Here is a 16,135-nt window from a genome sequence, read left to right as displayed (position 1 = left end):
GCGATAGACCGTTGTGCATCGAGACGGCCAATCTCCTGCGGGAGGGCCTGTCTCGTTCAATCGTTGAGCGGGTAGAGGGCCAGCAGGCGGCGCTGCTTGCGCCAATAGCGCAGCATCGTATAGGCGCCACATGTCTTCCAGCCCCGTGCCCGGTTCATTGCCCCGATGCGAAAGGCCGCACGGTAGTGGTAGAACTGGGCACGATAGGCCTCCCAGAGCGTCGTTCTGGAATCCCAGATATGCGTCGCCTCAGACCCGACACCATTCAGCTCGATGATCTCGAAATCCTCGCCGCGACGCAACGCTTCGACTGAAGCCGCCTTGACGTCGATGCGTCCGAAATGAAATTCCCTGACGTCTCCGATGATCGCGTCGAGACGCGCGGTCAGTGCGGCCGTTGCATCCTTGCGCCCATCGCGGAAGATCGACCCCTTGCAGTGATTTCCCGTGAACACGAGCTGTACCCGTTCACCCGCTGCGGGCACGGTTTCAAGCCGGTCTTTGAGACGGGGAAGATAGATGTCAGGAAGCAGATTGGTCCGGGCATCGCGCGCGATCAGCGCACGGATTGTCGCAACGCCATCCCCTTCTAGAACGGGGGACTCCTTATAGGTGATGGACGTTATGCGCCCGCCAGCAGCCCCGGGTTCGCGTATGTAGAACAGGCCCGCCTCGACCGGTCCCGTCGCCAGAGCCTGAGCCAGAATCCTCACACCCGAGGGGAACTCACGCAGGACGGGCAGGAGCTGCTTGTGCTCATGCACGAGCTTCACCCCCGTCCCGTTGCAGCCGATATCGGGCTTGATGACTACGGGAAAGCCGATATTCCGGGCGGCCATTGCCTCGAGCAGGTCCGCAGCGTCCTGGTCGCGCTTGCCCTTGCGCAGCATCTGCGTGACATAAGGGGCGATCCAGTCCCGGGCGACTGGTCCGGCCAGATCGAGAATGCCGCTCTTGCTCTCACCGCAAAGCCCGCCCGTCTCGATCAGCGGGTTGGCGGCGCTGGGAACGCTGAAATCACCATAACGCAAGCCCATGCCGATCCAGTAAAGAACGATCGGGGTATAAAAGATCGAACCCGGCCAGAACTCGAACAGCGAGAGCGGATGGGGCGTCTTTTCCGCTGTCTCGGACGTCGCGCCGTTATCGAGTGTGTCATGCAAGGTCTGAAGCATTGGGCGATCAGTCACTGAAAGTCTGGAACCGGGCAATCAGCCGCCCGACGAAGAGAATGGTCATGATGAACCCCGCAATCCCGAACCAGCGCCAGCTCGCCATATGCGCGGACATCCATCCACCCACATGGAGCGATACGCTGAAAAGGAGCGAGGTCCAGACCAGTGTAGCCACAACCGCGCTCGCGGCAAATGAGCCGAAAGGCGCGCGGAAAAAACCGCACGCCGTATAAAGGGGCAGGCGAGCACCGGGAATGAACCGGCTGATTACCACAGTCCGCACCACGTTACGGTGAAACCAGTTCCGGCCCTTGTCATGACGGGGCAGTGTCAGCCAGCGTCGCGCCGGTGGCCATTTGGCCCCGATGGCGCCTAGACCGTATAATCCCAGATCCCCAACCGCCACGCCGATATAGAGCGAGATCAGTGCCAGGGGGATGCTCAGACGCCCATCCTCCACAGACATGGCAGCGATCATGGTCGTTGCGTCTTCGAGGATGAATGTCCCCAGGATTACCGCGAGCCCTTTCGACCACCATGCGGCCCCAGCCACAGACAGGAGATGGTAGAGAGAACTGGCGTGAAAGGGGGCACCGTTGGACATGGCGCATCATGTGCCATGGCCGGATGAAAAACGCCAATCAGGCCGGACCGATTCCGCGCGGTCCGAAGGCCTGTCGAAACGCCGGGCGCCGGGACGGTGCGTTCCTACTGAAGATTGACGAAACAGCCCCCGTCGACGAGCAGGGACGCCCCTGTGACATAGCGGGCCATATCGGAAGCGAGAAAGACGATCGGGCCGGCAAGATCCTCCGGCTCTCCAAGGCGACCGAGCGGAATGCGCTCGATCAACTTGCGCGCCTTGCGCTCGTCGGCGAGATCGTTTTCGTTGATGGCCGTACGGATGGTGCCGGGAAGGACGGCATTGCACCGGATACCATGCCGGCCCAAAGCGATCGCTGTGGACTGCATCAGAGACAGCACCCCGGCCTTGGTTGGGGTATAATGTGTCTGAAATTCGCCACCAACGAGCGCGGAGATGGAAGAAACCGCGATAATGGCACCGCCTCGGCCTTGCGCGACCATCAGCTTCGCCGCTGCCTGCACCATGAAATAGGCGCCGAGCAGATTGACACTGACCGTCTTCTCCAATGTCGCAGGCGGCATATCGAGAAATGCGTGGAACGGACAGATCCCGGCATTGCTCACGAAAATATCGAGCCCGCCTAGGGTTTCCCTGATGGAGTCAATAAAGCGATTTGCGGTTTCGGGGGCTGCCACGTCACCACGCAGATAGAGCGCGCGCCGGCCTTGCGCCTCGATCGCCCGGAGCAGGGGCTCCACGTGCTTTTCTTCCACCACGTCGGTAATGGCGATATCTGCCCCTTGACGTGCAGCATCGAGCGCCGCAGCGCGGCCGATGCCTGAGGCACCGCCCGTGACGGCGAAAACCTTGTTTTCGAGAAGCATGGTCGTTCCTTTATTGAGGCGAAGGCTGGTCGAACGCGCTGCCTATGCCGCGGGCAACCCTATAAAACGGGGGGGGCGCTAGAATGCGGTATCGAGGCGATAAAAGCGTGCCGCTACCGCACCGAACAAGGCGCGTTTTTCGGTTTGATTGAACGCTTCTGCGAAATGCAGGACCGTGTCGAGTGTCTGACGCGCAGGGGCAAAGAGCAAATCGGTGGGAAAATCGCTCGCAATCATGCATCGTTCCACCCCGAAGACATCGACTACCTCGCGCAGCACAGGCGCGATATCCTGATCACGCCAATCGGGCCGGACAAATCCGAAGCCGGAGAGTTTGACGTGAATATTGGGGCAGGCAGCGAGCGCGCGCATACCCCTCTGCCATGCCTCACGACCGCCCGACAGATGAAAGAGCGGCATGCCCAGGTGATCGATCACAACCGGCATTGTCTCATGGCGCCGCAACAAGGGGGCCAAAGTCATCATCTGTTCGGGATAGCACTGCAGATCAAATGTCAGCCCGTGTCGCGCGACGATCGCAAGTCCGTCCTGCCATGCGGCATCCCGAGTCCTGTCCGGCTCCGGATAGGCCAGCTTCCGCTCCGGATGGGCGTTCACGATATGACGCACTCCACGCAGAAGCGGCGCCACCTTATGGGCTGCTAGGATATGCCCCAAATCGGGTGTGTCCAGTCTCGCACAGGCAACAATGCCCGCTGCGCCCAAAATAGGGGGCTTGCCTTCACGGGGCTCCATGGCAGCGTCCAGAACAGACTGCACATGGTGCACCTCGCGCAGGATCTCATCCGGGTGAACGCCGGAATCAACGTGCACCAGACCACGCACATTCCAGCCCTCGAGGTCAGCGAGGTAGCTGCCGAGGCCATAGGAGCGCGCGATCGCGCGCGTTTCACCCGTCGGCGCCTCAGCGCTGTAAGGCGGAGACAGCCAGGGATAATGCATCTGCTCGAAATCGATCAGATGCACATGGGGATCGATAAATCCCGGTCGTTCCATGACGATCTCCCTTTCTGCCGGGGAACACACCGGGCCCTATCGCGCGTACAAGCCCCGATATCGGCCCTGACGTCCTTCAGCTCTTCATCAGCCTCTCAGCCTGAGATCCCTCAGATCAGATCAGCAACGAGAGGCGAAAGTGCCTGCATGGCGAGGGCAAAGGACAAGGCTCCAGGATCGGGATGGCCCTTGCTGTGATCGCCATGCGTCTTGGCGCGGCCCTTCCGCGCGGCAAAGGCCTTCGTCGCCTCCGCCCCAGCAAGCGCCTCCTGCACTGCCTCGGCCCAGATTTCGGTCATGGGACCGGGCTGTTCGTGATGACGTTCCAATGTGGCAACGAAAGGTGCGAGCGCATCGACCATCGTCTTGTCGCCAGGTTCGGCCTTGCCGATCTCCCTCACGCGCCGCGCTGCCTTGAGCACTCCCATACGAACACCGCGCGCCTCGAGGGCGCTGCGGTCATCGAGAACCGTCGAGAAGGCAAAAAGCGCTTCACCCCATAGCGCGCCGGAGGTTCCGCCTGCGCGATCGCCCCAGGCATCAGCGGCGGCCTCGAGGACACGGCGTGCACCCGCGCCGGCGGAAGATGCGGCCTCGGCTGCTCTGGCAGCCGCGCGCGAGCCGCGCGCCATGCCCTGACCATGATCGCCATCACCCGCAATGGCGTCGATGCGCCCCAGCATCGCCTCTTCCTCATGCAGGGTCTGCGCAAGGCGTGCAATGGCGCGCGCCACGCAGCGCCCGGCCTGGCTGCCGGCCTCGGTTTCTGCCCTCTCATAATGAACGGGCAGTTCGGCTATGGCCTGACGCGAGGCCGGAACCCAGTCCCCCTCGACCTTGTGGCGGCAAAGAACAGGAGCATTTACGGGCGCACGCCAGAACCCCTCCAGCTCCTCATCCAGCCAGGTGATGGTTAGGGAGCAGCCATACATATCAAGGCTGGTGGCGTAGGAGCCGACAAGCGGGGCGATGAGAGTGAGCCCATCACGCTCGAATAATGCTTCGAGCGCGTTCCAGAGAACGAAGAGCTCCTCCGTCGTGGTCGCGCCTGCGCCGTTGAGCAATACCGCGAGACGACGAGCCTCGGGCGGCCGCTCCGCCATGACGCGAGAGTACAGCGCTTCGGCGATGACCTCCGGTGTCGCCAGATCATGTTCATCAATTCCGGGCTCACCGTGAATACCGAGCCCCAGCGCCATACGTCCTTCAGGGACGGTGAAGATCTTTTCCGGGCTTCCGGGAAGCGCGCAGCCATCGAACGCAATGCCGAAGGAGCGCGTTCGGTCATTGGCCTTGCGCGAAACGGCTTCGACAGCGTCGATGTCGTAGCCTGCATCCGCCGAGGCGCCCATGATCTTGAAGACGATGATATCACCCGCGACGCCGCGCCGTCTCTCGGGTGTTTCAGGTGGTGCGCTGGCAACATCGTCGGTTGTCACCACGATGCGCGTATCGATCCCCTCGGCGCGCAGACGCTCGGCAGCGATCCCGAAATTGAGGTTATCGCCAGCGTAATTGCCGAACCCCATCACGATCCCGCCGCCACGATGCGCGAGACGTCCAATCGTAGCGACAGCCTGAATGGAGGGGGAGGCAAAGATGCCCCCCATCACCACGGCGTCGGCGAAGCCCGATCCAACAAACCCGCAGAAGGTCGGGTAATGTCCGGAGCCCCCTCCAACGAGAACGGTCACCTTGCCCTGAGGTCCGGGCTGGGCACGCAGCGCACCGCTGCGAACGGGGCGGACGATATCCTGAAAGATGTGGTTGAAGGCGCGCAGACCGTGGGTCGCAAAATCGTCTTCGTCGCCGCAGATATGGACCATATTATCGTAATCCGCCTTGTGGGGCCGCTCAGGCCAGTTGAAGAGTGGGCTCGGTGACCTGCAGATCGGCCTCGATGGGTCTCAAGGGAGACAGACCACGCGCCAGGATCTCCTCGTGATAGATCTTGACCCCCTCGACAGGGGTCAGGCGTCGCTCAACCACGGCACGCATCATGGCCACCATGGAGGGCGGATGCTCCGCATCCAGGATCTTGCGCCCGAAAAGCGCGGCGCGTGCCCCGCTCTGTTGCGCCTGATGAAGCAGTTCGAGGCAATCTCGCGTTGTTCCGCTGCCACCGCCCATGATCCCGACGATCAAGGTCCGGTCGTAGCGGCAAAAAGCCTCGAGCACCCTTGCTCCGTTAAAGGCCAGCTTGAGGAAGACAGGGCGCTCGCTCTCATGCATTCCGGCAAGGGTGCGGCTCACCATATCATTGAGAAACGCGCCGTGATCGTCCTGGTCGAGCAGGGGATGAACGGGGTTGAAGACCTCCAGAAAATGGGCAACGCCCGCAGCCTGCGCCTCGGCCCTGAAGTCGCGATAGCGCGACAGGCTCTCCGCATCTTCTCGCGCATCACCGCTGAAGGTCATGGAATAAAGACCAAACGGCTCCGGCAGAAGATCGAGCCGGGCCGTGCGGAAGGGAATGGATGGCTGACGCCCGTAATCCGCGCCCCGAATGCGCCATAGATCGGAGGTATCATTGAGACGAACGGCGCGACGTATCGGGCTGTTCGCGAAAATACCTGTCTTGTCGAGGCGCCCCAGGGTCGAGACAGATGCCAGCAGAATGTCGACGACGTCCTGCTTCACGATCTCGGTGATGGCAGCGTCGAATTCCGACAGGGTGCAGGGTAATCCGGTGGCCCTGTTCGTGCCCAGCGCCGAGAGACCACCCGCCATATCGGCATCCTTGGCATCGGCCAGGATGAAGTCGCTCGTCGTATCCGATCCGGCACGCATTCGGGCGATCTTCGCATCGAAGCGGGAACCGACCCGTGTATTCGTATAACGCGTAAGGGTCATTGCGGCAGTATCCTCCGGATATAATCCCGGTTCTGCGCGGCAACACTAAGCCCGTCACCACCATAATGCTCGACCAGGAAGGGGCTGGCATAGCCGTGCTCGAGCGCCATGTTGATCGCGGCGCGATAGCTGATCACGCCCTGCTCCATCGGGGCAGGCGCCGTGACGATCATACCTGTCGTCTCGTCCTCCGTGCGCAAATAATTTTTGACGTGCCAATATCGAAGATAGGGAGCGAGCTTCTTCATCATGTCCTGCCAGCGCTCCATGGGGCGGTGCAACCGGACAAGATTGCCGATATCGGCATTGATACCGCAGGCGGGATGATCGACGTCGCGTACGAACTTCACGCTGGAATCCGCCGAACCCAGATAGGTGTCCTCGTACATCTCGAGCGACAGGGTGACCCCAACGCTCTGGGCATGATCCGCGAGCTCACGAATGCGCGTCACGGCCTTTTTCCAGACCTCCGGATCATCGGGGTCCTGATGGCCCTGCGCGGTCCAGAACCAGAGCGCCTTGCGCTGAGGCTCGGTCAGCGCCGTCGCAAAACCGACTGCGATTTCGCGCGCACCAATCTCTGCGGCCGTATCGATCACCCTATGGATATAGGACAACGCGGCATCGGCCTTGTCGGGATCCGGATCGATCACCGAGCGACGCGAGGTGGAGATGGCCGGGATGGACAGCCCGAGATCGCCGCAGACCGACAGAAAGTCGCGCTGTCTGGGCTTTGAGAGATCCGCCAGGCGCAACCAGCAATCAGTCGGATCCAGCTCGGTGAACCCCGCACGACTTACATCCAGGAGCGTCCTGGCCCAGCCTTCTGCGCTCTGGTCCTGCACGGAAGTCCCATCTGGAAGCAGAGGGGGATACTGGATCATCGCGGCCGCAATCGGCCAGGTCTTCGCAGTCCAGGGCATGGCATTCGACCTTTTATCGATATGCCGCGCGAGCGGCGCGTTGTCGTGGGCCGATGCCCAGACCCTGCTCATGCTGGCAGAGCCAGGCGTGCTGGCCGAGGAAAGAGGCGCCCCGTCAACACAGCCATCGAGCTCGTCTTCAATGTGCGCACGGATGATCGCCTCGAACGACGCATCGGGCTCGAAACCGAGACTCAGCGCCCGATGCGTGTCGAACGCCTTGGGCCATGACGAGACGAAATGCTGAACGAACGCGTCCGGTACCTCACGGATAAGCGACACGGCCCTGGTGCCAGCGACGCGTCGCAACGCCTCGATCTGCTCCTCTACGGTGACGCTCAGGGCAGGAAGTGTGAAGACTGGCCGAGGACTGATCAAGGCGTAGTCGAGCTCCGCCGCGTGACGGAGTGCCTTGACAGCGGCGCGCGGGCTGGCGAGCCAGTGGCGCGTGTCGCGTGGCACCGGAAGAATGGCCTCGCGCCCGATCAGCGGCTCGCGAATGATCGTTGAGAAAAATCCCGACGCCGCGGCGTTCGGCGCGCCCGGGCGCACGCAAATGGTCGGGATACGCGGCGCAACGCCATCGAAAATACCACGACGCGAATAGTCTGTGAGAAGCAATTCGACCATGGCCTTCTGTACGCCATATCTGCTCTCTGGGGTCGGGATCTGGCTGTCGGGTATGACATCGGGCAGAGGCCGACCGAACACGCCGATGGAGGAGGCAAAGACGAGGCGCGGCTTGTAGCCTTCCTGCTCGTGAAGCTCCCTGATCGCTTCAAACAGAGCGCGTGAGGCGTCGAGATTGACCCGGTAACCGAGCGCCATATCCGTCTCGGCAGCGCCGGATACGACAGCGGCCAGATGAAAGATGATATCAGGCCTCTGGGCGAGGAGCTGTGCCGCCGCTTCAGGCGCAGCGAGATCTGCCGCAACGCAGCTGACCGTACCGGCAAAGCCCAGCGGCACCTCCGGCGCCGTGACATCGGCGAGGGTCAGGATTGAGGGCCCGGGAAATGAACCATCGGGCCTGCCGATGAAACTCTCGGTCAGCTTTCGCCCCAGCATTCCAGCCGCACCGAGGATTAGAACATGCATGATTTCAGGCTACCCGTATGATTACACAATCAACCGGGGCAGAAGAAACGAGCGACATTACAAAGTCGATAAGACTTATTTGATGGCGTTATCAGATAATCCGATAGCCCGCCCCCTTATTTCACCGGCAAGATAATCCATTTCAGGCGTCACTGTCCGGTTGCGCAATCTTATGAGCGAATAGGACCCCATAATGTCGGGGAGCGAGACCGGCAGTTCCCGCAGAATTCCTGACCTTGCGAAGAGTTTGTAGATCGAACGCGGTACCACTGCCAGCATGTCCGACTGGGAGAGAAGATCGATCGTTGCGGTTACCGAGGAGAGCTCGATCGGAAAGGAAGGGAGGGGCAATCGCGCCAACGTGAAAGCTGTCTCGATGGCCTGACGCATGGGGCTGGGACGCGTGTGAATGATCCAGCGCGCATCACGCAGGTCATGCAGCGTTTTGGGGATACGCTCATTGATCGGATTCTGCGCGCCAGCAACAATCAGCAGCTGCTCCGAAGCCAGTTCCTCAACCAGCAGCAGGTCGGAACCGATACCCTCGATCGCGCGCCCTATGGCGAGATCGATACGCCCGGCATGGAGCATGTTCATCAGATCGTCGCTCGTCCCGACATGCAGAGTGACACATAACTCGGGCTCCGTCTCTGCAAGCGACACCAGAACAGGCGTGATGATCTCATGGAGCGGCGCGCCGATCGTACCGATCGTCACCGTCCCGGAAAGCCCACGTCCGACCGCCTGCAGATCATGGCGCAGACGCCCCAGATCGGCCAGGATCTGCTCGGCATGGCGTATTGCTACCAACCCTGATCGCGTCGGGGTCAGCCCATGAGTATGACGCTCGAAAAGCTGGGCTTCGAGATCGGTTTCCATGTCCTGCAGTAGCTTCGAGGCGGTCGGCTGGGAGAGATTCAACGAGCGCGCAGCGCGATTGAGCGCAGGCTCGCGACTGATCTGCCGCAGAAGCAGCAACTGCCTGAACTTGAGCCGAAATACGAGGGTGTCCATCATGCCGGAAATGGTGCAGGGAGCGGAAGCTCGTGTCACATCACGTCTATGCGGATCTCTTACAAAGCGTGCGTTTCATCTGCAATCCCTCCCCAACGGACATTCAGAGCACGGCATGGATCTTGAGCCCAACAGCATCGACCTGAGGCTTGTCGGCCTGGAGATTGGTGCGCCAGATATGTTGGTAGTCAGGCTGGATCGACAGGCCGCGAAAGACGTGGATGTTGTAGGTCGCCTCGAAGGTCATGATATGGCTCTGCGGATAAGTGGCATTTCCCGGCAGTGAGCGCCCCTGACGGTAACGTATCCATTGCGAAGCGACGAGTTGGTGACTGGCAAAGGTCTCAGACCATTCCACCCCGAATGTATCCTTGGGTCGCGACTTGAAGAACCCCCGATCAACCAGTCCCGCATAGACCTGCCAGTCATAGGGGCTGTTCTCACCCTGGCTCTTGGTTGCACCGGCGAGAACATACATGCCTTGCAACGGCCCATGACCGTTACGCACGACCATCTGATCCCCCTGGAGCCAGAGCTGTGTCTTGCCGTTTGTCCAGCGATAGGGGAGTCCCGTTGCGGCAGCGGGGTTCATGGCGGCATCGTAATAGAGATCTCGGTAGTTGGACGAATCATAGGCGACACCGAATTTATAATGCCCGACGAGCTGGTTTTTACCGAAGGATGGGATGAGCCCGATCTCGGTTGGAATATAGACGCCTGTGTAGAGTTCCGTACCCATTCTGAACCCGGTGCGATCATATTGATTGCTGTTGAGGTAGGGGTTCACGCCGTAAAGACCGGTCTGGGCATAGACGCCATGGAGCGGCCAGTAACGCAGCCTCGCGCCCCAGGTAGAGCCGGGATAAGTCCCGTATCCCGCAGCCGTGCGGGTCAGAGATTTAGGGATGCCACAATTGGACTTGTTCATGAAGGTGCAGAACAGGGGAGAATTGGCGAAGTCGATATTCACCGGCATCTTGCCCAGAGCAATCTGCATACGGTCTTTAAGCAGGTTCTGCGTACCGTACACATAGACAAGATGCACGCCCACATTGCCGCCGCCGCCATAGATCTCCTGGAAACCATTCAGGGAGCGCTCCCCCAGATCGGCGGCCAGATTATGCCCCGCGCGATTGACGATCACCGCGTGAGTAACGAACCCCTTCCATCCTGCCAGCTTCTCCCAGTCGAGATCGAGTTCGACACCAATCTGATGCGCGTACCCGGCATCCCCAGCATGCCCCGCATTGAGCACCAGCGCGCTCTCGCTCGTGTAGTCGACCACGATACCGATCCCGCGCTTGTTCAGCCGCTTGATCAGGCGCTCCCAAGGGAGAACCATACTTTCAACCGGCGGCGTGAAAGGTGTATTCGCATAAGAGGTCGGCGTATCGAGGGCAAAGAGGGGGGCCGTTTCAGAGATCGGCCCGCGATACTGCGCAAGCGCATCTGGCGCCATAATGGTCAGCGTCGCGCCGGAAATGAGCGCGAGCGCCAGAATTGACCCCGCGACAGGCGGGGCCTTGTGTGAGAACCGTGGTCTCATGATCCAGAATCCGGGAAACCCCTCGCGGGGCGTTGAACCTGAGGGGAGTGTTAGAGAATGACGGGCGTCAGCAGGGGCTTGCCCGCAAAATGTGCTGCCACGTTATCGAGCACGAGTTGCCCCATGGCCTGACGCGTCTCGATGGTCGCCGAAGCGCGGTGAGGCTGAAGCACGACATTGGGCATGGACCAGAGAGCTTCGGGCACATGGGGTTCGTCGGTGAAGACATCTAGGGCAGCGCGGCCCAGACGCCCTTCCTGCAAGGCCTGCACCAGAGCGGCCTCATCGACCACACTGCCACGCGCGACATTGACAAGGAGCCCCTTGGGGCCAACTGCATCGATGACCTCACGGCTGACGAGATGTCGGGACTGCACACCGCCCGAGGCCGCCACAACCAGGACATCGCTCTGCTCGGCAAGCCTCACGAGGTCCGAAACGAAAGGCGTGAACGGAAGATCGAGATCACGCCGGCTGTAGTAGGACACCGGCATGGCAAAGGCCTGCGCCCTGCGCCCGATCGCCTGCCCAACCTGTCCCATGCCCACAATGCCGAGCCGGGCGCCGCTGACCTTGCGCGCGAGAGGCAATGCCTGCTTCCCCCATAGTCCGTCCCGTACAAGCCGGTCACCCGGAAGAAGATCACGCATGGAGGCCAGGATGAGCGCCATGGCGAGGTCGGCCACATCATCGGTCAGCACGTCGCGCGTGACGGTGACGGCAATGTGCCTGCGCTGCGCCTCAACGAGATCGACCGCATCGGTCCCGATCCCGTTGATCGCGATCATTTCGAGGGAGGGCAGTGCATCCATGAGAGTGCGCGGCACGCCCGTGCCACCGCCGGTCACGATACCCCGTATTGCCCCCCCTTCCGATGGTGTGCCGCCGGTCCAGCGATGCACCCTATAGGCGCTATCGAGCGCCGTCTCGATAGCGGGCATCATCGGCTCGAGAAGAAGAATATCGGGTTTCATCATAGCGCCTCATGGAAAAACGGGTGGGCGGCGCTCGCGTGTCCGGGCGCCTTGGGATGCTGGCGGAGTTTCGACGGATGACTCAGCGTGTGAGGGTGACGCTCACAGGGGCGAGCGACGCAATCTGCGCCGTAACGGTCAATCCGGAAGGCAGAAAAACCGTATCCGTCATGGAGCCGGTCGTTACGACACAGCCTTTGAGAAGAGGCATGCCGCGAGCGGCGGCGTGATTGGCAAGCCAGACCAGCAATCGTCGCGGATCACCGGCGGAATTGCCCCCGATATGGGTAATGCGACGCCCATCGCCGAGATTGAGTGTCACCGTTTCACTAACGGGGCTCAAACTGCGCCACTGATCCGATCCCGGACCGATGATCAACGCTCCATGGCTCCCCTGATCGGCGAGATGGGCCAGTCTCGGCTGGGAATTCGGCTCCGCAAAACGCGTATCAATGATCTCGATGGCCGTGTGGACCGACCCTATGGCGTCGAGCACTTCCTCGAGGGTCCAGGGACGCTCTCTGGCGGGGAGATCACGGGCAAAACGATAGACAATTTCCGCCTCCACGCCCCGATGGCGGCAGAAACCGTGGGGAAGGGCGGTATCGCCGTGAAAGAGCGTCGCTTCATGCAGCGGGGCTGCGAACGGGACAGCCTCACTCGACGCCGCGCCGACTTTCCATCCGATCACGGATCCGTACCGGGCTTGCAGCGCCCGAGCTACGTGATCCTGAATTCCGTAGGCTTCGGTCTCCGTTTCGGGAATGAGCGTCGGGTCAAGATGGATCAGCGGAGGAGCCCCGTCGCGCACGGCCATCAGACGGTCCGTCAGAAGCGCCTCACGTGAGGGAGAGAGCGTATCTGCATTACTCATGGCAAGGCGCTTTCGGTCATGTAGGGGGAGGGGTCGAGTCTGGAATAAAGGGTCTGGGGCCGTATTCGACACGGATGCGCCATCAGGGATCGTCCCGGCCCCGACACCCCCGCAAAAAACGCGCGACCACGGAAGCAGAAAGCCGGGCCGAAACAGACCCTGAAGCACGCTCACAGCGCATCCTCTGCCGCCATCAGGTCGCGGCCCTTCGTTTCAGGAATGTAGAATGTGGCGAGAACCGCCAGGCAGGCGAGAAACACCACATAAGTCGCGAGAGGGATCCAGGCATATTTGCCGCTGCTCACACCCCCGATATGGAACCGGGCAAACATCGCGATCAGGAACTGGCCCACCATGGGAGAGACACCGCCCGCGATCACTGAGGAAAACTCACGTGTGAAGGAGACGGCGGTATAACGATGACGCAAGCCGAACATCTCGGGCAAAAAGGCGCCCTGAGTTCCGAACATGCCCCAGGTCGCCACACCGAGTGCAAAGGACAAGGCGATGGCCGACGCGACCGGATTCCCCTGGCTGAACACATACCAGACCGGCAACGCGCTTACGGCCTGCAGCAGAGCGAAGCCACGATAGACACGCACTCGCCCGAACCGGTCGCTCAGCATACCTGCAACAGGAATGGTCACACCGCCCACGATCGCCGCACCGATCAGGACGAGCGTACCCCACTGGCTGCTCATTCCCACCGTATGCACCAGATAGCTGATGGCCAGCACCTGATAGATGGATGAGCCGCCATTCTCCGCCATGCGCAGGCCCAACCCCGCGAGAATTGGCCGCCAGGACGTTGTGAGCGTCTCACGGATCGGCATGACTTCCTCATGCCGCTCATCGTCCTGCAGCTTGGCAAAGGTAGGCGATTCCTTGAGGCGCAGCCGCATATAGAGCGCGATCAGCAACAGAACGGCGCTTCCCACGAAGGGGACGCGCCAAAGCATGGTCTGGGTGATATCGGGTACGCCGGTCAGCATCGCGTAGTAGATCAGACCTGCGGCAACCGTGCCGAGCTGAATGCCAAGAAAGGGGAGGGCCGCATAATAGCCGCGTCGCTGCCGGGGCGCGGACTCCGTCATCATGACGGCTGCCCCGGCCTGCTCTGCCCCGGCCCCAAAACCTTGGGCCATGCGTAGGAGCACCAAAAGCAGGGGCGCCGCATATCCGATCGACCCGTAGGACGGGATGAGCCCGATCATGGCGCTGGCCAGCCCCATAAGCGTGACCGTAAGAAGCAGGACCCTCTTGCGTCCGTGCCTGTCACCAAGGCGGCCGAAAAAGAGGCCACCAATAGGGCGAACCGCAAAGCCGATGAAATAGGTGGCAAAGCTCGCGACCAGCCCGAGGCCGGGGATGGAGCTCGGAAAGAACAGCGGGCCGAATATGAGTGCCGAGGCCAGACTGTAAAGGGCGAAATCGTAATACTCCATCGCACTGCCGATGGAGCAGGTCCAGGCTGCGCGACGCAGTTCGGACTCGGATAACTCCGTCCGTGATGGCGCAAGCGCCTCGGTGCGGGGCTGACCGCGGGATTTGTCGCTCGAGCGCGCATCAAAGGCGATTGTGCTCATCACACCCTCCCGGTGGTGATCGGTGTCGACGATGCCTGGGACAACTCATCTCCAAGGAGGGGGTGGAATACGTAAAGGCTTGTTGTCATGACATACCGCCTTGGGCACCTGCGCACCCGGTCTGAACATTGCCATTTAGATCGATCTAAATCTCGCTTCCAACCTCACCCCGATGTCATTCCATTCAGGTCAGTGGGAGGGAGAGAGACGATCTAACAAAATCGTAATGCAACAGAACGCCAGTTTCTCACGAAAGTCACAGACTTTATGTGACACGAATTTCACTGTTGTGTGATTTGTGGTTGCCTACCCCGGAAAATCAGGGGGAGGGGCCGTGGGGCATGAGCCCTGTACTGGCGCGCAGGACAAGCTCTGGCGCCATGACGACACGCTGGCGCTCACGCCCTGGCATCGCGAGTCTTTTCTGCAGGAGGGACGCGGCCTTGCGACCGATGAGGCGGGGAGATGTCGCAACGGTTGTCAGCGCAGGATAAGAAGCCGCTGCCTGGGGCAGATCATCCATACCGATCACGGCAATATCCCGCCCGACGGTCAAGCCACGGCTCTGGATGTGATGCATGAGATCAAGAGCGATGATATCGTTATAGCATATCGCCGCATCAGGGGGGGTAGCGGAGGCGAGAAGCGCATCGAACGCTTCCGTGTCGAAACGGTTGTCACGACTGCCTGCGATCACGGGTTGCGCCTCCAGCCCGCATTCACCTATCGCCTGCTCATAGCCACGAAGGCGTGCAAGCGCAGCGGAATGTACAGGCATGTTCCCAACAAACACGATACGGCGCCGTCCCTCGGAAACCAGATGCGCGATCGCCAGCCGCACGCCCAGCGCGTAATCTGCCGCCACATAATCCCCGCGCGTTGCCTCGATCTCACGCAATACCTGCACGAAGGGCAGGGCGAGACGCTCCAGTTCGGAGAGAAGGCGGTCGTCACTGCCTATTGCAGGGCAAATAATGACCCCGTCCACATTATGTTCACGCAGGCGCTGAATCTGACGGAGCTGGCGATCGACCGACTCATTGCTGGCGGCGATGAACCCGACGACATCCGCCTCATCATTGACTTCGTCCACGCCCCCCGCCAGAGCGCTGAAAAACGGATTGGCGATGTTGGAGAGCACGAGACCGATGGTTCCCGTACGGCTCTGCCTGAGATTCGCCGCACCACGGTTGTAGATATACCCAAGCCGTTGCATCGCCTCACGCACACGCTCGCGCGTGGCCTCTGCCACGAGAGGGCTTTCCCGAAGGACCAAAGAGGCCGTGGCTCGGGAAACACCAGCCTCCTGCGCGACATTGAGGAGGCTCACGACAGGGGGACGGACAGGCTTGGTCATCGCTTTCCTGGAAATGCAGTAAATAACGGCCGGATGACGACGAGGAAACAATCGTCACATCACGCCATATCGCGCCGGATCGCCTCACGCCAGATCAGGGCACTCCGACAGCCGCTATACCGATGTTTTACCGATAGACTGCAATGAAACGCTCGAAAATTCCGCCGAAGATGACAAAGTGATTATCATTATAAATATACTGAAAGACTTATCTTTTGTCACTGGACCCAAAGAGATTGGTCCTCTAG

At 60.9% G+C, this 16,135-nt stretch carries 13 protein-coding genes; all 13 read right to left on the bottom strand.

The annotated features are described in order from the left end of the window. Window positions 1-56: 56 nt before the first annotated feature. A complete protein-coding gene (locus C0V97_RS09250; protein WP_233582076.1) occupies window positions 57-1,175 on the bottom strand; it encodes a D-alanine--D-alanine ligase in 1,119 nt (372 codons plus the stop codon). A 7-nt stretch (window positions 1,176-1,182) separates the two neighbouring features. Further along, window positions 1,183-1,779: a DedA family protein gene (locus C0V97_RS09245; RefSeq protein WP_127102324.1), complete on the bottom strand. Its 597-nt coding sequence runs from the start codon at window positions 1,777-1,779 to the stop codon at window positions 1,183-1,185. Between the two features lie 104 nt (window positions 1,780-1,883). After that, window positions 1,884-2,645, bottom strand: a complete 762-nt coding sequence (locus C0V97_RS09240) for an SDR family NAD(P)-dependent oxidoreductase (RefSeq protein WP_127102323.1) — start codon at window positions 2,643-2,645, stop codon at window positions 1,884-1,886. Between the two features lie 78 nt (window positions 2,646-2,723). Next, a complete protein-coding gene (locus C0V97_RS09235; protein ID WP_127102322.1) occupies window positions 2,724-3,662 on the bottom strand; it encodes an amidohydrolase in 939 nt (312 codons plus the stop codon). 110 nt (window positions 3,663-3,772) lie between these two features. Further along, window positions 3,773-5,488, bottom strand: coding sequence for a dihydroxyacetone kinase family protein (locus C0V97_RS09230; RefSeq protein WP_127102321.1), 1,716 nt, complete (start codon window positions 5,486-5,488; stop codon window positions 3,773-3,775). Between the two features lie 28 nt (window positions 5,489-5,516). Beyond that, on the bottom strand, window positions 5,517-6,515 hold the full coding sequence (locus C0V97_RS09225; RefSeq protein ID WP_127102320.1) for a hypothetical protein: 999 nt from the start codon (window positions 6,513-6,515) through the stop codon (window positions 5,517-5,519). Continuing rightward, window positions 6,512-8,536 (bottom strand): D-erythronate dehydrogenase, encoded by a 2,025-nt coding sequence (gene denD / locus C0V97_RS18555; protein WP_199751781.1) that lies wholly within the window; start codon window positions 8,534-8,536, stop codon window positions 6,512-6,514. Before denD ends, C0V97_RS09225 begins: the two co-directional genes overlap by 4 nt. A 75-nt stretch (window positions 8,537-8,611) precedes the next feature. Then, window positions 8,612-9,589 carry a LysR family transcriptional regulator gene (locus C0V97_RS09210; protein ID WP_127102319.1) on the bottom strand — a complete coding sequence of 326 codons (978 nt, stop codon included), beginning with the start codon at window positions 9,587-9,589 and terminating at the stop codon, window positions 8,612-8,614. A 64-nt stretch (window positions 9,590-9,653) separates the two neighbouring features. Continuing rightward, on the bottom strand, window positions 9,654-11,096 hold the full coding sequence (locus C0V97_RS09205; protein ID WP_233582075.1) for a carbohydrate porin: 1,443 nt from the start codon (window positions 11,094-11,096) through the stop codon (window positions 9,654-9,656). Window positions 11,097-11,146: 50 nt separating this feature from the next. Continuing rightward, window positions 11,147-12,070, bottom strand: coding sequence for a 2-hydroxyacid dehydrogenase (locus C0V97_RS09200; RefSeq protein WP_127102369.1), 924 nt, complete (start codon window positions 12,068-12,070; stop codon window positions 11,147-11,149). A gap of 82 nt (window positions 12,071-12,152) precedes the next feature. Further along, the gene (locus C0V97_RS09195) at window positions 12,153-12,944 is read right to left on the bottom strand and encodes a 2-keto-4-pentenoate hydratase (RefSeq protein WP_127102318.1); all 792 of its coding nucleotides are present in this window, start codon (window positions 12,942-12,944) and stop codon (window positions 12,153-12,155) included. Window positions 12,945-13,114: 170 nt separating this feature from the next. Continuing rightward, a complete protein-coding gene (locus C0V97_RS09190) occupies window positions 13,115-14,530 on the bottom strand; it encodes an MFS transporter (RefSeq protein ID WP_127102317.1) in 1,416 nt (471 codons plus the stop codon). 319 nt (window positions 14,531-14,849) lie between these two features. Then, on the bottom strand, window positions 14,850-15,887 hold the full coding sequence (locus C0V97_RS09185) for a LacI family DNA-binding transcriptional regulator (RefSeq protein WP_127102316.1): 1,038 nt from the start codon (window positions 15,885-15,887) through the stop codon (window positions 14,850-14,852). Window positions 15,888-16,135 lie beyond the last annotated feature (248 nt).

This window comes from Asaia sp. W19 (assembly GCF_003994335.1).
Lineage (GTDB): Bacteria > Pseudomonadota > Alphaproteobacteria > Acetobacterales > Acetobacteraceae > Asaia.
This window is presented reverse-complemented; position numbering and strand designations above follow the sequence as displayed.

Excerpts from the sequence above, each read along its gene's own strand:
- C0V97_RS09195 (WP_127102318.1), bottom strand. The coding sequence starts at position 12,944 with ATGAGTAATGCAGATACGCTCTCTCCCTCACGTGAGGCGCTTCTGACG.
- denD (WP_199751781.1), bottom strand. The coding sequence starts at position 8,536 with ATGCATGTTCTAATCCTCGGTGCGGCTGGAATGCTGGGGCGAAAGCTG.
- C0V97_RS09185 (WP_127102316.1), bottom strand. The coding sequence starts at position 15,887 with ATGACCAAGCCTGTCCGTCCCCCTGTCGTGAGCCTCCTCAATGTCGCG.
- C0V97_RS09235 (WP_127102322.1), bottom strand. The coding sequence starts at position 3,662 with ATGGAACGACCGGGATTTATCGATCCCCATGTGCATCTGATCGATTTC.
- C0V97_RS09245 (WP_127102324.1), bottom strand. The coding sequence starts at position 1,779 with ATGTCCAACGGTGCCCCCTTTCACGCCAGTTCTCTCTACCATCTCCTG.
- C0V97_RS09205 (WP_233582075.1), bottom strand. The coding sequence starts at position 11,096 with ATGAGACCACGGTTCTCACACAAGGCCCCGCCTGTCGCGGGGTCAATT.
- C0V97_RS09250 (WP_233582076.1), bottom strand. The coding sequence starts at position 1,175 with ATGCTTCAGACCTTGCATGACACACTCGATAACGGCGCGACGTCCGAG.
- C0V97_RS09230 (WP_127102321.1), bottom strand. The coding sequence starts at position 5,488 with ATGGTCCATATCTGCGGCGACGAAGACGATTTTGCGACCCACGGTCTG.
- C0V97_RS09200 (WP_127102369.1), bottom strand. The coding sequence starts at position 12,070 with ATGAAACCCGATATTCTTCTTCTCGAGCCGATGATGCCCGCTATCGAG.
- C0V97_RS09240 (WP_127102323.1), bottom strand. The coding sequence starts at position 2,645 with ATGCTTCTCGAAAACAAGGTTTTCGCCGTCACGGGCGGTGCCTCAGGC.
- C0V97_RS09190 (WP_127102317.1), bottom strand. The coding sequence starts at position 14,530 with ATGAGCACAATCGCCTTTGATGCGCGCTCGAGCGACAAATCCCGCGGT.
- C0V97_RS09225 (WP_127102320.1), bottom strand. The coding sequence starts at position 6,515 with ATGACCCTTACGCGTTATACGAATACACGGGTCGGTTCCCGCTTCGAT.